The sequence below is a fragment of the Faecalibacterium sp. An58 genome (assembly GCF_002161515.1).
Lineage (GTDB): Bacteria > Bacillota > Clostridia > Oscillospirales > Ruminococcaceae > Faecalibacterium > Faecalibacterium avium.
The window spans coordinates 213,519-228,707 of record NZ_NFHX01000002.1; the positions used below are offsets into that span (position 1 = coordinate 213,519).

Annotated in this window: 15 protein-coding genes; 5 read left to right on the plus strand and 10 right to left on the minus strand. The window is 59.7% G+C overall.

The genetic code is table 11. The features are described 5' to 3' along the window. Nucleotides 1–162: 162 nt before the first annotated feature. Both B5G12_RS03475 and B5G12_RS03480 read right to left on the minus strand, forming a co-directional pair. On the minus strand, nt 163–996 hold the full coding sequence (locus tag B5G12_RS03475; RefSeq protein WP_087323809.1) for an ArdC-like ssDNA-binding domain-containing protein: 834 nt from the start codon (nt 994–996) through the stop codon (nt 163–165). 55 nt (nt 997–1,051) lie between these two features. Continuing rightward, nucleotides 1,052–1,438 carry a DUF3846 domain-containing protein gene (locus B5G12_RS03480; protein ID WP_087323811.1) on the minus strand — a complete coding sequence of 129 codons (387 nt, stop codon included), beginning with the start codon at nt 1,436–1,438 and terminating at the stop codon, nt 1,052–1,054. A 217-nt stretch (nt 1,439–1,655) separates the two neighbouring features. Here B5G12_RS03480 and B5G12_RS03485 point away from each other — a divergent pair, with 217 nt between their 5' ends. The 3 genes from B5G12_RS03485 to B5G12_RS03495 all read left to right on the plus strand — a co-directional run bounded on the left by B5G12_RS03485 (nt 1,656) and on the right by B5G12_RS03495 (nt 4,172). Next, a complete protein-coding gene (locus B5G12_RS03485) occupies nt 1,656–1,838 on the plus strand; it encodes a hypothetical protein (protein WP_087323813.1) in 183 nt (60 codons plus the stop codon). 31 nt (nt 1,839–1,869) lie between these two features. After that, nucleotides 1,870–3,603, plus strand: coding sequence for a recombinase family protein (locus B5G12_RS03490; protein WP_087323815.1), 1,734 nt, complete (start codon nt 1,870–1,872; stop codon nt 3,601–3,603). A 254-nt stretch (nt 3,604–3,857) separates the two neighbouring features. Continuing rightward, the gene (locus B5G12_RS03495) at nt 3,858–4,172 is read left to right on the plus strand and encodes a CD3324 family protein (protein WP_255396624.1); all 315 of its coding nucleotides are present in this window, start codon (nt 3,858–3,860) and stop codon (nt 4,170–4,172) included. Nucleotides 4,173–4,353: 181 nt separating this feature from the next. Here the strand turns inward: B5G12_RS03495 and B5G12_RS03500 are convergent, their stop codons facing one another. Then, the gene (locus tag B5G12_RS03500) at nt 4,354–5,160 is read right to left on the minus strand and encodes a hypothetical protein (RefSeq protein ID WP_087323818.1); all 807 of its coding nucleotides are present in this window, start codon (nt 5,158–5,160) and stop codon (nt 4,354–4,356) included. A 229-nt stretch (nt 5,161–5,389) separates the two neighbouring features. Between B5G12_RS03500 and B5G12_RS03505 the strand changes: the two genes are divergently transcribed. Continuing rightward, nucleotides 5,390–6,244 carry a hypothetical protein gene (locus B5G12_RS03505; protein ID WP_087323820.1) on the plus strand — a complete coding sequence of 285 codons (855 nt, stop codon included), beginning with the start codon at nt 5,390–5,392 and terminating at the stop codon, nt 6,242–6,244. A gap of 72 nt (nt 6,245–6,316) precedes the next feature. Here B5G12_RS03505 and B5G12_RS03510 read toward each other — a convergent pair whose 3' ends face one another. From B5G12_RS03510 to B5G12_RS03530, 5 genes are all read right to left on the minus strand, one after another. Next, complete coding sequence (locus tag B5G12_RS03510) at nt 6,317–8,422, minus strand: S-layer homology domain-containing protein (protein WP_087323822.1); 2,106 nt, start codon at nt 8,420–8,422, stop codon at nt 6,317–6,319. Nucleotides 8,423–8,437: 15 nt separating this feature from the next. Continuing rightward, on the minus strand, nt 8,438–9,646 hold the full coding sequence (locus B5G12_RS03515) for an ABC transporter permease (protein WP_087323824.1): 1,209 nt from the start codon (nt 9,644–9,646) through the stop codon (nt 8,438–8,440). After that, entirely contained in the window at nt 9,643–10,410 is a 768-nt protein-coding gene (locus tag B5G12_RS03520; protein WP_087323826.1) for an ABC transporter ATP-binding protein, read from the minus strand. The genes B5G12_RS03515 and B5G12_RS03520 overlap by 4 nt, the downstream gene beginning before the upstream one ends. A 2-nt stretch (nt 10,411–10,412) precedes the next feature. After that, a complete protein-coding gene (locus B5G12_RS03525; protein ID WP_087323829.1) occupies nt 10,413–12,059 on the minus strand; it encodes an RND family efflux transporter in 1,647 nt (548 codons plus the stop codon). Nucleotides 12,060–12,543: 484 nt separating this feature from the next. After that, entirely contained in the window at nt 12,544–13,335 is a 792-nt protein-coding gene (locus B5G12_RS03530; RefSeq protein ID WP_087228785.1) for a YesL family protein, read from the minus strand. A 232-nt stretch (nt 13,336–13,567) separates the two neighbouring features. On the opposite strand from B5G12_RS03530, the gene B5G12_RS03535 reads away from it, so the two are divergent. Further along, the gene (locus B5G12_RS03535; RefSeq protein WP_087228788.1) at nt 13,568–13,912 is read left to right on the plus strand and encodes a DUF3221 domain-containing protein; all 345 of its coding nucleotides are present in this window, start codon (nt 13,568–13,570) and stop codon (nt 13,910–13,912) included. Nucleotides 13,913–13,968: 56 nt separating this feature from the next. Here B5G12_RS03535 and B5G12_RS03540 read toward each other — a convergent pair whose 3' ends face one another. Next, the gene (locus B5G12_RS03540) at nt 13,969–14,148 is read right to left on the minus strand and encodes a hypothetical protein (RefSeq protein ID WP_087323830.1); all 180 of its coding nucleotides are present in this window, start codon (nt 14,146–14,148) and stop codon (nt 13,969–13,971) included. A 41-nt stretch (nt 14,149–14,189) separates the two neighbouring features. Then, nucleotides 14,190–15,176 (minus strand): CPBP family intramembrane glutamic endopeptidase, encoded by a 987-nt coding sequence (locus tag B5G12_RS03545; protein WP_087323832.1) that lies wholly within the window; start codon nt 15,174–15,176, stop codon nt 14,190–14,192. Nucleotides 15,177–15,189 lie beyond the last annotated feature (13 nt).

Consider the following 15,189-nt stretch of genomic DNA (forward strand, 5'->3'; position numbering starts at 1 on the left):
ACACGCATCTCCTTTCGTTTCATGTGGACAAAAAAAGACACCATGCGGAAATGTATGCACGGTGTCGTTACAAAGCATATTGCTTTTCGAATTATGCATATTATAATATATTTTGCACAAAAAGTCAATATATTTGTCGATTTTATGATGGTTTTTGTGAGATCAAGCGGCCGAGGTTTCCCGGCCGCTGTTGTTTTCGGAAGGTTCGAACGCCTTGAGAATCTTGTCGGACGTGCGCACGATACAGTCAAGAGACGCCTTGAGGGCTTTGAGCTCTTTGTCAGCACTCCAGCCCGCGACGTATCCGAAAGAGTAATCGGAAGTGTCCAGGCCCAGGGCGCGGCAGACGACATACGCCACAGATTCGGCTTGTACTTCCCGCGTGCTGCGGTCTGCATCGGCTTCTTCCGCACCTTTGGCATGCAGCATGGCGTGAGCGATTTCATGGATTGCTGTCTTGACGCGCTGCAGCTCTGCCAGGCCGTCGCGGATGACAATGCGCTGGTCAGCATGGCTGTAGTATCCGTTGGCTTCGCAGTCTGTGATCGGCTCGACCGACACAGGCACAGGAGATACAGCCAGGAGCGTATCCCAGATGCGGGTAAAGCCATCGACAGTGCCGGTCAGTTGATGCGCCGGGCCTTCGGGAAGGTCCTTTCCATCGGTCTGCGATACGTCAAAACAGTACGCGATGTGAAAACCGAGGCGCTGCTTGATTTCGCCCGTATCGTCGTCAACGTCCTTGACGGTATGCGGCGCTAGGATCTTGATCCCGTGCTCGCCCTTTTTGACATTGCGCCCTTTGCGGCGCCAGTCACTGAAAGAGGCGACGAGAGATGCAGTCGGACGCTGCAGGTAGATCGCGATTGTGTTGTTCGCGGAGTAGCGGTGGAATCGGGAAAGGAAATCAAGGTAATTCTTCCAGCGGTCAGACGCGAACAAGTCACGCACTCCGGCGTCCAGATCGGCAATGTATTTACGAGTCAGATCAGACATCTGCGTCACCCTTTCTTATTATAGATATAGTCTAACTATATTTAGCGGCATACGGTCAGAACGGACACACGTCCGGGTCCGGGCCCATGGGAAAGACGAGGATGCGGTCTCCGGATCGGAGGAAAGCCTCTGGCGTCCCAAATAGCGCGACGTACTTGGCGGCCATCTCGTCGGACAACTCTGCAAAATTGTCTTCATCCAGTCCAACGATCAGGAACGTTCCAGCGATGATATCCATGATCTCTCCGTCTGCGTCATAGATGGCGCGATTCGGCCGCATTCCATTGAACTTGCCATCGTCGTTGCAGACGATTGCGACGGGGTCGTCAAACGGATACACGGCCTCGATATAGCCGCCGACTGCTGCCTGCAGTGCTTCGAGCGTGCCGTCCATATCGACGATCTCAGGGGATTTCTCAGGTTCGACTCTCAGGATCTTCATGGTCTTTCTCCTTTCTGTATGCGGGGTCGGCGAGCCGGTCCGGTCAGATCTTCATACCTACACCCGGCCGCGCCCTCTGGGCGCGTGCATACAGGTTAAGAAGTTTGATATATATGCGTTTTTTCTATGATTATATGTTGATTTTTGCGGAATTCTGTGTTATGTTATTACGCAAATACACAAGAACACAGAATTCTGTGTTGAGAGGAAAATCAAAATGGCAGAAAGAAACATGGTAAATTTGACGATCACGATGACAAAGGAAGAGCGCAAGGCGCTCAAGCAGATTGCATTAGATAAAGACATGACGGTTTCTGCCCTTCTGCGTGAATGGCTGAAAGAGCATCAGATACAGGAAGGGGCAGAAAAAAATGGCTACTATAGTGCCGACTTTGTTTGAGTATGAATTCCTGAAATAAAGGAGGCAACATATGAATCAAGCAAAGAAACACTGTTATCTCTATACCCGCGTTTCCACGCAGATGCAGGTGGACGGATACAGTCTGGATGCACAACAAGATCGACTGAAAAAGGAGGCTGCTCACCGCAGTTTGCAGGTGGTTGCCGTCTTTTCGGACGAAGGCAAATCCGGCAAGAATACCACCGGCAGGCCGCAGTTTCAAGCCATGATGCAACGGATACAGAACGACAATGAGGATCATGTTGATTATGTGCTGGTGTTCAAGCTGTCCCGGTTTGGCAGGAATGCCGCTGATGTGCTGAACAACTTGCAGATCATGCAGGATTTCGGTGTCAATCTCATCTGCGTGGAAGATGGGATTGATTCTGCCAGTGCTGCCGGAAAAATCCTCTTTCCTGTTCTTGCCGGTGTCGCCGAGTTGGAGCGCGAAAACATCCAGGCGCAGACGATGGCCGGGCGTTGGCAGAAGGCCCGCGAAGGCAAATGGAACGGTGGTCAGGCTCCATACGGCTATCGGATCGAGGATGGTGTACTGGTCATCGAAGATTCCGAAGCTGCGCTTGTTCGGCTAATTTTCGAAAAATATGTGCAGTCTGATATGGGTATAAATGGCGTTGCCAAATGGTTGAATGAGAACGGATATAGTAAGCAGACCCGCCAAAATGGGATATACAGTCGGATTTCAACCACTTTCGTGAGGGGTGTATTGGACAATCCAGTCTATGCCGGAAAAATTGCCTACGGACGCCGGAAAAACGAGAAAATCGAAGGAACACGAAACGAATACCACATTGTCAAACAGGCGGAATATGAAACATTTGACGGCAAGCATGAGGCCATTATTTCGGACGATCTCTGGCAAGCCGCGCAAGTAAAACGCGAGTTGAATGCCTATAAGCGGGAAAAAAGATACAGCCCGGAACACGCTCACATCCTTTCCGGTCTCGTCAAATGCCCTGTCTGCGGTGCGCCGATGTATGGCGCGGTGAATAGGAAAAAGAAAAAAGACGGTTCCGGCGAATTCTATTCGGACATGTGGTACTACATTTGCAAGAATACCAAAACCGTGAGCGGCCAGCGCTGCACATACACAAAGCATATCCGGCAGGACGATGTGAATGAGCAGGTGCGCCGCGTGGTCCAGGAAGCGTTGCGGAATATGGATTTCACGCAGGATATCATGAAATCCATCGGAACCGACGCCAATCTGGATGCTTTGCAGGCGGAAGCTGATACTCTCGCTGCCACAAAGAAAAAGGAAGAACGCCAGAAGTCCAAGCTGCTATCGAAGATTATGGAGCTTGACGCCGACGATGATCTCTACGACGAAATGTACGATGACCTGCAAGGGTTACTGCGCCAGCGTATGAAGCGTATTGCCGAATTGGACAGCAAGATCAATCAGGTAAGTATTGCTATCCAAAACGCCGGGAGCAAGGCTGCTACGGCTGAGGAAGTGTACGCAACCATGCGGATCATTGTTGACATGATGGACATTATGCCGGAGCGTGACGAACAGGAAATCATGCACGCACTGCTAGATAGCGTACAGATTTACCCTGAGCGGCAGCCAAACGGCCTCTGGATCAAGAGCGTTCGTTTCAAAGTCCCTCTTGAATTTGATGGTGTTTCGTCGCAAGACGTGATTATCGATAATGACAGCAATTCCCTACCTAACGCAAGTAATGATGAGACCGTCATCCTTTTGTCCAACCTCTATCCCAAACAGAACATCGAGGCGTGAGTTTTGTTTGGCTGCGTCAAGCCGGAATGCAGGACCCAGTTTCTTGCATGGCCAAGACATCCATGCCGCGCTCTGGCAGCCTCATGTTTGGTTCTCAAAAGAGGGCGGGGTTTCGCTTTTCTTTTTCTTATGATAAAATGAAGGCAGCACAAAAAGAAGGAGGCTCTGCGTTCATGCTTGATCCCATCGTTCCCGCTGTGTAAGCAAAGTCTGACACGGCGGCCATCATCCGAAGGTGTTGCGTGCGGGCTTTGCTGTTCCGGCAAAAAACGACCAAGGAGCGCAACATGAGCTATAAAAAGGCAGCGCAGGTCCTTCCCGAAGAGCTGCTTGCACAGATCCAGGAATACATTGACGGGGAGTTCCTGTATATTCCGCGGGCCGCAGAAAACAAACGGTGCTGGGGCGCATCGACGGCGACCCGCCGGGAACTGCGGGAGCGAAACCAGCGCATCTATGCCGAATACCTCGCGGGGGTCCGCATCGATTCCCTGGCTGACGCCTATTTTCTCTCCCCCAAAAGCATTCAGCGGATCATTGGGCAAATGAAAAAAGAACAGGGCCGGTGAAGAAGATGCACCACTGCAAAGCGCATCCTGCTTCACCGGCGCTCAAAACGCACCGAAAGGGCTTGCCGCCTGTGATATGCACAGGCCGGCAGGCCCTTTCCTCTGTCTTACTGTGGCTGTTCCCACCCTGCCCCGGCGCCGTTTGGGGCACGGGATCGTTTTGGTCTTGCATCCCGAGTGATCAGGAGCGCTCTGCGCCGCCGGGCAGGGCGCTGCTTGCCAGGACGCCGTCCAGCTGGGCATAGTCCACCACCAGGATATAGGCGGTGTCCAGACCTTCCAGGCTGCCTGCGGGGAATTCCACTTCCAGACGATCCTCAAAAAAGATCACATGGACCGGGTCGATGGCAGCGGCCAGAGTTTCCTGTACGGCGGGGTCATCCCCTGCTGCGGCAGCCAGCGCCATGCGCGCATCGGCTTCCGGCACCGTGAACAGGGTCCACAGGTCCAGCCTCTGGCCGGTGGCCCGGTCAAAGGCGGCGCTGTACCGCAGCTGCTGGCCGTTTTCCGGATCGACGGCCTGCTCCACCGTGGTGGTAAAATAGATGACGCTGCCGCTGGTGGCGGTGGATGCGGTGCTCTGTCCCACGCGGCCAGGCACAAAACTCTCCCCTTGCTCCTGCCAGCGGGTATAGCTGGCGGACAGCAGGGCGGACAGGTCATAGTATTTGCCTTCTCCCTGGTACCAGGCCGAAACGGCCGCCTGCACTTCTTCTGTCAGGCTGCCATAGCCGGCCGTATCGCTCTCCACAGAGACTACATCGTCCTCCGTCAGCAGGACCGTGCCGTCGGCCAGTTCGTACACCGACCACGGCTCCTGGAGGCCGTTCTCAAAATAGCCGCGCCAGCGGTCCACCGTTTCGCCGTCCGAAAAGGTGGCCACGTTCTTTTCTTCCAGTTCCCAGATCTCCTCCTGTACAGCCTGCCGGCCGCAGCCCCCCAGCAGCATCAGCCCGCACAGGATCAGAGACAGCAAACGTCGTTTCATGGGGCTTTCTCCTTCTGTTTGCGGAATGTGCAGACAAGTCCCTCCTGTCTGCTTCGGACGGGTCTATTTTACCATGATGTTTCAATGCAAACAAGGGAAACCCGGCAGATTGCACAGAACCGTCACCAGATGTCCCATTTTTTTGCCTCCGGCCAAAGGTTATACATGGTTCTGTCACCCCTTTGTGCTATAATAAAAGAAAAGCCTTTTGCGAAAGGAGGCTGTCTTTATGCTGACATCCAAATCCACTGCCGGCGCCGCAGTGTCTTCTGCGCTGCGGGCAGTCCTGGCCCTGGTGCTGGCTGCGGCCGTGCTGCTGGGAGGTTTCGGCCTGCTGCTGCACAGCCGGATCGACGCGCTGCGCCGCGGCTCCGCCTTCCATTTCGACTATACCGTCACCTCCACCTCGGCCCAGCCCTCTGCCACATGGTCCCTGCTGGAAGCCCTAGGCGCCACCACCGGCACCCTCTCGGGCCAGAACAGCGGCAGCGATCTGACCCTCAGCTGGTACGCTCCCGGCAGGGAGGAGCCCTATACCCAGCTGGTTCTGGCCGACGGCCAGGTCTATCTGGATGTGCGGCAGATCTACCGCACCTTCCTGTCCGGACTGCACGCCCAATACCCGGCCATTGCCTCCCTCATCCCCGACTGGGGCCTGGGGGACTACATCACCGGCAGCCAGATGGCCACCCTGCTGGGGCAGGAACCGGCCATGAACGGCCTGGAGCAATACCAGTCCGGCGCCTTTGCCCTGGCTGCCCTGGAACCGGCCCACCCCGACCAGGCCCTGGACGGCTACTTTTATTTCACCCTGAAGGAGCCGCTGGGGGGCATCGGCATCACGGTGGGCTTTCCCCCTTCCAGCCTGTGGTCTGCTTTGTGGGGGGACTTTTTCCGCTGCCATGTGCTGGTGGATATTCCCAGCCAGGGGCTGCGCCTCGAACTGACCGGCAAGGCCCTGCCCGGAGAATACGCCATCCAGGCCCCCGCCTCCGTGATGCGGGATGAGGACATCGCCGCCCTGGCCGAACTGATCCAGACGGTGCGATCCATTGCAGACTTTGTCAAACAGCTGGTGCAGTGATGACCGGCAGCAGAAACGCCCCGAGCGGTTCACACCGCCCGGGGCGCTTTTCTTTTGATCTTCAGGGCCGGGTCAGTCCTTTTTGACCGCCACCAGCACCCGGACTTTGCTGCCTGCGGTGCAGCCCATGTTGTCGTACCAGCCGATCAGGTGATAGCCCTCGGGATTCACCTGGGAGAGGCTGGTGGGGTAATACTGGCCCCTGTACCAGAGATAAACCTGCATATCATCGGCGATATCGTAGCGGGTGCTGCCGCTCATCACCGAGGCAGGGCCCAGCCGGTCGATCATCACAGGCATCAGCTGCACCATGTTTTTCACCGTGCCGTTGGTGCTGCGGCTGACCGCCACACCGCCCGCCACCACTGGGTATTTGACGGCGGTGTTGAGGGTGGCCGCCTCCCCGTTGACGTAGCAGACATAGCTGGCGCCGCTGCCCAAGAAGCCGAAGATATCGCTGATGGTGCCCGTGGTGTTGCGGGACAGCAGCTGCAGCGCATAGCTGGCCATGCTGCCGGTGCTGGAGGACAGGCTCTGCCACAGGGTGCCGGCGATGCTGCCGTCGATGATGCCATAGAGGATATCGCTGGTGCTGGGCAGGTTGATGCCCACCACCTGGTTGCCGGTCTGGGTGGTCAGGCTGCCTGTATCGGGCAGCGTGGTGCTCTGGCCGTCCTTGAGGGCATCGTCGATGGCGCTGCCTGCCACATTGGCCAGGTTGCGCACATCGTCCAGCACGCCGTAGGTCCACAGGTCGCCGGTGACATCGTCCAGGATCAGCCGGTCGATCTGGCCGGCGGCGTTGGTGGTGTAATAGCGCACATCACCGCTGCGCAGGTTCACACCCGCTAGTCGGCTGGGGCTTACCGCCCCAGCAACACCCTCCGAAGTCGTATCCAAGATCTCTACATCCTCTGCCAGAGGGGTATCCCCCAGGGTGGTCCCCTCTGCATTGAAGGTGCCGCTGAGGGAGCGGGCGTCGATGCTCTCCACCTGTTCGCCGTTTTCATCCACGGTGATCTCCACCAGCCACCCGGCGGGGAAGTTCAGGCTCTTGTCCACATGGACGGTGCGGGCCACGCCGTCGGTGCAGGCCACCGTGACGCTCTGCATCACATCGGCGCCGTCCTCCTCGATCAGGCTCCGGGCCGAGTTCTGCACCACGCCGTAAAAGACCTGCTCGGCCTGCTGGCCGGTCAGCACCTGCACCACCTGGTTGTCCATCCCCAGCAGCAGGGTGACCACCTGACCCACGCCCCCGCCGTTGAGGGAGGAGATCTGGGCGGCGGCCGCCGCAGTGCCCAGGGTGTATTCGGTGCCTGCCACCGTGACGGTGGCGGGAGCGCTGGCCGAGGGGGTCACCGCCGTGATCCGGCCCGCGGCCTTGCGGGAGTAGACCCACAGGGTCCTGGCGTTCTGGCTGTAATAATAGACGTCGTAGGGCTGGAGGCCCGCCGTGGCCACCGCCGTGTCGTTGCGGTAGATGGTGGCGGGCTCAAAGGGCAGCTGGGTGTTCTCCCCTGCCACGAAGGGGCCTTCCAGGCTGCCCATCACGATGGAGGAGAGGGCCACCTCGCCCCCTTCTGCCGTGAAGCCCAGGGAGGTGCCATAGTTCTGGCCTTCCCCGTTCAGGGCGGTGAGGGCATTGTAGAGCAGCACCGCGCCGTCCTCCAGGTTCATCCCCTGGCCGGGGGCGCAGGTCAGGCCGTCCCGCAGCCCCAGCTCGCTGGCTTTGTTCAGCTGGGCGGTGGGGAAGGTGCCGCTGAGGGTGGTGACGTCATAGCCCAGCAGTTTGAGGACCGCCGAGCAGGCTTCTTCCAGAGTGACGGGGCTGCCCGGCCGGAAGGAGCCATCGGTATAGCCGCTCATCCAGCCCTGGGCGGCTGCGATGCGGACATAGGGGGCCAGGGGGTCGCTGCCGCTCACATCGGTAAAGATGCTGCCTGCGGCGCCCTGGGCGCCGGCGCTCTCACGGTAGGGGGAGAAAGCCACCAGCAGCCGGGCCAGCTGGCCACGGGTCAGCTGGGCGTTGAGGCCAGCGGTCTGATCCGCGGTCAGGCCCCCCAGGATCACTGCGGTCTGGACGGCGGTGTTGGCGCTGCTGGCCGAAGCGGGCACCACCAGCATGGTGCACGCGATGCAGGCCGCCAGCAGCAGCGCAAGGAAGCGTTTTCTCATCTTTTGTATTCCTCCTTAATCATAGCGCAAAGCCTCGATGGGGTTGAGCCGTGCTGCGCGCTTGGCGGGCAGGTAGCCAAACAGGACGCCGATGCCCACCGACACGCCGAAGGCGATCATCACCGACGACAGCGAAGGGCTGATGGTCATGCTGGGGTCGCCCATGACGACGGCCACCAGCGGGGAGGCTGCGGCCGACACCAGGTAACCCAGCAGGATGCCGATGACGCCGCCCAGGGCCGATGTAGTAGCCGCCTCCGCGACAAACAGGGCCAGGATCGAGCGCTCCTTGGCGCCCAGGGCCTTGCGGATGCCGATCTCCCGGGTGCGCTCGGCCACCGACACCATCATGATGTTCATGATGCCGATGCCGCCCACCAGCAGGGAGATGGCCGCGATGACGGTGAGCACCGACACCACCATGCCGATCATCGAGCTGAGGGTGTTGAGCATCTCGGAAAGGCTGGTGACAAAGTAGCTGTTGTCCGAGTGGAGCAGCTCCTGCAGGTTTGCCTCCAGCACGGCCTTGCCCTCGGCCACCTGATCTTCCCGCACGGTGGTGACGCCGTACGTGTCCGCGACGGCGTTGCGGGCCACCCGCTGGGCGGTGGTGTAAGGGATGTAGACGTAGTCGTCGCTGCTGCCCTCCTGCAGCGAGGGGTCATCCACCTCTGCGGCAGCCACCCCGATGATGGTGAACTGGTTGGGACCGATCTTGATGGTCTGGCCGATGGCGTTGCCGCCGTAGGCCACCCGGGCGATGTAGTCGCCCACCATGCAGACCCGCTTGTATCCCGAACAGTCCACATAATTGAGCAGCCGGCCCTGGGCGATCTTGGTGCCGGTCATCCCGAAATAAGCTTCGCTGACCCCGATGACACTGGTCTGGTTGTAGCTCTTGGTCCCCACCTTGACGGCCGAGCTGGTGCGGTCCATGCTGACCATGGGGGAAATGCCCGAGAACAGGTCGGGCCTGGACTCGATGATGTTGTACATCTCCTGGATGTCCACATTCCGGGCCCGCGGGCCGTACACATTGACCTGCAGCAGGTTCATCCCCATGGAGGAGACGCTGGCCCGCATGCTCTCCGTCAGGCCGTTGCCCAGACCTACAATGATCATCACCGCCATGATGCCGATGATGATGCCCAGCATGGTCAGGAAGGTGCGGAATTTATTGCTCCAGATGTTCTTGATCGCCTGGCGGAAGGTGACATAGATCATACGCTGCCCTCCTGTTGTTGTTCTTCTTGGTCCTTTGCCTCCTCGGAGGCGTAGTTGGGATGGACCACCGCCTCGGGAGAGTGGGCGTCCCCGTCATAGACCACCCGTCCGTCCTCCAGCCGGATGATCCGGGGAGCCTGCATGGCGATGGAGTTGTCGTGGGTGATCAGCACCACCGTATTGCCCTGGCGGTGCAGCTTTTGCAGGATGCCCAGCACCTCCCGGCCGGTGTGGCTGTCCAGAGCGCCGGTAGGCTCATCGGCCAGGATCACCGCCGGGCGGCCCACCAGGGCCCGCGCAATGGAAGCTCGCTGCTGCTGGCCGCCCGAAAGCTGGCTGGGACGGTTGTTCAGCTTGTTGCCAAGGCCCACCTGTTCGAGGGCTTCGGTGGCCCGCTGGCGCTGTTCGCTGCGGGACAGCCCCGCATAGACGAGGGGCAGCTCCACATTCTCCAGCAGCGTCAGCTTGGGCAGCAGGTTGTACTGCTGAAAGATAAAGCCCAGCATCTCGTTGCGGATCTCGGCCAGCTCGTTTTTGTCCATGCTGCCCACGTCCCGGCCATTCAGACGGTAGACGCCGGAGGTAGGCACATCCAGACAGCCGATGATGTTCATGCAGGTGGACTTGCCCGAACCGGACTGGCCCACGATGGCCACGAACTCCCCTTTCTGGATCTGCATCGAGATGTGGTCCGCCGCCTTGACGGTGGTATCTCCCATCTGATAATATTTGCAGACGTCGTCAAATTCAATGAGTGCGCTCATCCTCAGCCTCCCGAAACGGTGACCTGCATTCCCATGGCCCCATAACTGCTCGAGCTGACGCTCGAAGCGTCGTAGGCCACGGTGTCGCCCTCCTCCAGACCCTCCAGCACCTGGATGTAATCGTCGTCGCTGATGCCGGTCCGGACCCGGACATAGACATAGCCCTCGGGGGCGGTCATATCCGTCACGGCGTTGGCTGCGCTGGGGGAGTCTGCGGTCACCAGCACATAGCTGCCGCGGATCACGGCGGCATTGGGGATGGAGAGTGCATCCTGGACGCTGTCCACCACGATCTCGGCGGTGGCGTTCATCCCGGGCAGCAGCTGGCCGTAGTCGTCGATCCGGATGGTGACCGGGTAGGTGGTGGTGCCGCTGGTGGTGGTGCCTGCCGAGGACACGTTGGTCACCACCCCGTTGAAGGTCTGGTCGGGGATGGCGTCGGCCTTGATCTGCACATTCTGGCCCACCTGCATCGACAGGATCTGCAGCTCGTCCACGTTCAGGGTCATCTCCAGATAGCTCAGGTCGTGGATGATGCACATAGCGGTGGCAGCCGTGGTGCTGTCGCCTCCCACCGTCTCCCCTGCCTGGACGTTTTTCTGGATGATGGTGCCGCTGATGGGGGCGGTGATGGTGTAGTTGTCCATGGTATTCTCGGCGTCATCCACCGACAGCTCGGCGCTGAGCAGGTTGTCGCTGGCTGTCTCCACCTGACGGGTCAGGCTGTCGCTGGCCAGCTGGATGACATTGGCCCCGGCCCCCACGGCGCTGCCCGGCTGCACGCAGAGGGCGGCCACCGTGCCGGCGGAGGCGGCGGCAAGGGTCTGGGACTTCTGGTAGGCCAGCCGGGCCGAGCCCAGGGCGCTGACCCCGTTCACCGAAGCGGTGGCCGCCTGGGCCGCCGTCAGGCTGCCGTTGTTGGGCACCGCGATGGTCACCGAACGCACCAGCAGGCTGCCGCTGCTCAGGGTATCGGCCCCCGAGACGGAGCGGATGGTACCGGCGATCCTTTCATAGGTGCCGTCCAGGGTCACTTCGGCGGTCTGACCCACCGCGAAGCCGGCTGCATCCGCCGCAGGGAAATCCAGCGTCAGCAGCATCACGCTCTCGTCCCGGATGGTGGCGACTTCCTGTCCGGCCGTGACCACATCGCCCGGGGCCACACCGATGGACACCACCGTGCCCCCGATGTCGGTGCGGACATACTGGGCGTTCACCGCATCCTCATAGCTGCGCTGGGCCTGGTTGAGGGACAGCTGGGCCCGTGCCACGCTGTTGGCGGCGTCCGAGCTGTCGATGGTGTACAGCACGTCCCCGGCCTGGACCATATCCCCTTCCTGGAAATCGGCGGTGAGGACGGTGCCCCGCACCAGCGGCTTGACCTCATAGGTGTTGGCCGCCGTAATGGTCCCCGAATCGCTGAACACGTTGGTGATGCTGCGCCGCTGGGGGGTATCCTGCAAATAGGAAACACTGGTGGATGCGGGGGAAGCCTGCCTGGGCATCAGGAAGGCGCCCGCCACCACCAGGACCACTGCGCCTGCGGCGATCCGCTTCCAGTTCCGTTTGAGAAAGGGCTTGAACCCCTTGCCAGGGCTGCGGGCGGCCTGCTGGGCCTCCGCCTCTCCCTGTTGTTTTTTCTTGAACACGGTTTCTTTTCCTCCTTTTGTTTTAGGGCGTATCCGTGAGGTCAAACACGCTGCGATATTCGCCCAAAAGCGCCAGACACAGGGCGCGTGCGCGCGGCCGTTTTAGCGCTTTTGGCAGACCATCCGGCACATTCGACGTCTCAGGACATACCCTGGCACCAGCATAGCACATGTTTCTTGAGCCAATCTTGACCCAACCTTGAGTTTACCTTGAGATGCTCCCATCTCCTATGCCGGGCCTCCTGCCTGTTTGCCATGGGACTGCATCCGGCGCCCGGATCTATATCTTAAGCACTTCCAAAGAAGTATTAAGACAGCGTTATAAGAGTATACAACCAAAAAAAGGTAAAAATGTGAGCAAGCCGTAAAGATTGCGCCCCGTTCGTAAACTTTTTGTGAACACTGGACCTCAAAAAGCGGGCCTGCCCTCCGGCACTCGTGCCAGCGTGACAGGCCCTTTGCGCATGTGTTTGGCGGGGGCAGTTCAGCTGCCGCTGCGCCTGGCCTCCTGGGCCGCGTGGACCTGGTTTTCCAGGTCCAGGATCTTTTCCATGGGCTGGTAGATCATCAAAAAGGCCGCGGCCAGCGGCAGCCAGACATTCCCCAGCACCGCCACCACATAGGACGCCGGCGCAAACAGGGAGATCAGGGCCAGATACCCCAGCAGGATAGCCGCCGCACCCAGGCTGCGGGGCAGGCTGGCCAGAAACAGCAGGACGCTGTTTTTCAGGGTACGGCCCAGGGACTGGTCAAACAGTACCAGCTGCGCGCACAGATACGGGAACAGGCCCGCCACCAGAAGCAGCCCCACAAAGACGGCCCACAGGCCGCCCTGGCCCATCTGTCCCGCCAAAAAAGCCTGGGCCGCCCACAGGTCCAGAGCCACCAGCAGGCCCAGCAGAGCGCCCGGCAGCAAACAGGCGCGCAGGCTGCCCTTCCAGGCTTTGCGCCAGGTGCTCCACCAATAGAAAGGCTCGTCCCGCAGGCCGCGCAAAAGCAGGTCGGACAAAGCGCACAGTTCCGGCGCGGCGATCAGGCCGCCCAAGGCCCCCGCCAGCACCACGGGCACCAGGGCCCCTACAGCCTGCATCAGCCCTACGAGCACCATCCAGGGTGCAAGGCCCAGCAGGGCCAGCAGCCCCGCCCAGAAAAAGCCGGACAGATCCCGTGTGCACACCTCCCACAGCCGGAGCAGGCCCTTTTTGCGGGGCTCATCCGCCTCCACACCGGGGCCCGGCTGGTGGGTGTGCTCCCACAATTTGTTGAAAAAACCCATTTTGTTTCTCCTTTCTGTCTGCCCGCTCCATCCAGCGATCATCCAGACCGCAATGCCGCAGGGCGGGCAGTTTTTCCACCGCATCCCAGTATAGCACAATCCGCCCTTTCTGAGAAGCCGGGGACTTTCCGGATGGATTTTCTTTCCGAATCGTCTGGACGTACAGCCGGTTCCGTGTTATACTTATATTGTCACAAAACTATCACAAAACCACGAAAGGAGGCAGAATGCAATGCTGCGCAAGATCTTGTCCACTCTCCTGTGCCTGGGGCTGGCGGTCAGCCTGCTGACCGGCTGCGCCCGCACCATCGACGAAATCATCGAAGAAGAACCCTCTGTGCGGGGCACAGTGGCCGGCGTCAACGCAAAGTATTTCCTCCTGGATGTGGACCGGGAAGATCCCGCTTACGAGACCGCCAGCCGGATCAGCGTCTCGCGGGATGTGGAAAACGCCGACAGCTACACCAGCCTGAAGGCCGGGGACCATGTGGCGGTCTATTTTGACGGGGTCATCGCCGAGAGCTACCCCGCCCAGATCTCCACCGTTTACGCCGTCCTTTACATAGGCGAAACCTGAGCGTCACCATAACAAAAGGGGCAGAAGAACCAGCGTTCTCCTGCCCTTTCTTTTTGTCACCACTTGCCCGTTCGGATCCGTTCGCCTACCAGTACTGCCAGAAAAAACGCTGCCACCAGCAGCACTGAGATCCAGATGGGGCACAGCACCCACACCCAGGACCAGGCGATCCGTCCCAGGCATTTCAGGATCACAAAGACAAGGGTCAGCATTGTGATGAATGTGATGAACCCCATAGCAAGCTCCTTTACTCCATCGATTCGTGCAGGCGCAGCGCTCATCCGCCCTGTGTCTTTTTGGCATCGGATGCGCCCTGATTGCCCTCATTATAGCACAGGGCGGGGGCTTTTTCCAGGGGGTGGGCCAGGAGGCAGGCGCCTGTGGCCAGCAGCGCCCAACCTCCCACCAATGTCAAGGGATGAGCTCCCAGCAAGGGGTTGAAAGGACCTTTGCTGAACTGACCCCCCAGCAAAAAGATGCTGAACAGAAGATTGACGGTGCCGTGCGCCAGGGCAGCAGGCCATACATTGCCTGCCCGCCGGGTCAGACGGCAGAGGAACACTCCCAATCCAACGGTGCAGAGGGTCATAGTCAGGATGCCCGTCAGCGGGTAACCCGGATAGGCGGTGCCGTAATCCCAGCCCATCACCAGCAAAGGGGTGTGCCACAGTCCCCAGATCACGCCGCTGAGCACCACAGCCCTGCGTTCGGGCATCCGCTGGCACAAAGTCGGATACAGATACCCCCGCCAGCCGATTTCCTCCCCCAAAGGCCCACTGAATAATGCGGCGGCAGGAGCCAGCAGGATACCGCCTCCAAACAGCAGCGCCAGTAATGCAGGAGCGGAACTCCCCGCCAGCACTGGTTCGCCAGCCGCCAGGGCCAGCATCCGCCGCAGCTGGACCAGGCTGTTGTCAAACCGGCCGGGAAAGAGCAAAAAGTAGGTAATAGCTCCTACTCCTGTGAGCACTGCCGGCAGCAGCCAGCCCTGGAGGTCGTATTTCCAGTTTCTTACCGGGTCGGGCCGCAGCAGTCTTGCTCTCAGGCCCTCCCCTGATACCAGGGTAGCGAGCAGCGCAGCTAGGGCCGGCATCCACATATAGAAGCCCAGCAATCCCAGGCTAAGCAAGTCTTCCCGGGACAACGCATCTGCGGCCAGCAGCTTTTCCATGGTGATCCCACGCCGCAGGGCAACTGCCGCAAGCCCCCAGGAAAGGCCATAGGCCAACAAGACAAATAACAGAACCGAACGCTTTTTCTTCATCCTGCCCGCCCCC

Excerpts from the sequence above, each read along its gene's own strand:
- B5G12_RS03475 (WP_087323809.1), bottom strand. The coding sequence starts at position 996 with ATGTCTGATCTGACTCGTAAATACATTGCCGATCTGGACGCCGGAGTG.
- B5G12_RS03480 (WP_087323811.1), bottom strand. The coding sequence starts at position 1,438 with ATGAAGATCCTGAGAGTCGAACCTGAGAAATCCCCTGAGATCGTCGAT.
- B5G12_RS03485 (WP_087323813.1), top strand. The coding sequence starts at position 1,656 with ATGGCAGAAAGAAACATGGTAAATTTGACGATCACGATGACAAAGGAA.
- B5G12_RS03490 (WP_087323815.1), top strand. The coding sequence starts at position 1,870 with ATGAATCAAGCAAAGAAACACTGTTATCTCTATACCCGCGTTTCCACG.
- B5G12_RS03500 (WP_087323818.1), bottom strand. The coding sequence starts at position 5,160 with ATGAAACGACGTTTGCTGTCTCTGATCCTGTGCGGGCTGATGCTGCTG.
- B5G12_RS03505 (WP_087323820.1), top strand. The coding sequence starts at position 5,390 with ATGCTGACATCCAAATCCACTGCCGGCGCCGCAGTGTCTTCTGCGCTG.
- B5G12_RS03510 (WP_087323822.1), bottom strand. The coding sequence starts at position 8,422 with ATGAGAAAACGCTTCCTTGCGCTGCTGCTGGCGGCCTGCATCGCGTGC.
- B5G12_RS03515 (WP_087323824.1), bottom strand. The coding sequence starts at position 9,646 with ATGATCTATGTCACCTTCCGCCAGGCGATCAAGAACATCTGGAGCAAT.
- B5G12_RS03520 (WP_087323826.1), bottom strand. The coding sequence starts at position 10,410 with ATGAGCGCACTCATTGAATTTGACGACGTCTGCAAATATTATCAGATG.
- B5G12_RS03530 (WP_087228785.1), bottom strand. The coding sequence starts at position 13,335 with ATGGGTTTTTTCAACAAATTGTGGGAGCACACCCACCAGCCGGGCCCC.
- B5G12_RS03535 (WP_087228788.1), top strand. The coding sequence starts at position 13,568 with ATGCTGCGCAAGATCTTGTCCACTCTCCTGTGCCTGGGGCTGGCGGTC.
- B5G12_RS03540 (WP_087323830.1), bottom strand. The coding sequence starts at position 14,148 with ATGGGGTTCATCACATTCATCACAATGCTGACCCTTGTCTTTGTGATC.
- B5G12_RS03545 (WP_087323832.1), bottom strand. The coding sequence starts at position 15,176 with ATGAAGAAAAAGCGTTCGGTTCTGTTATTTGTCTTGTTGGCCTATGGC.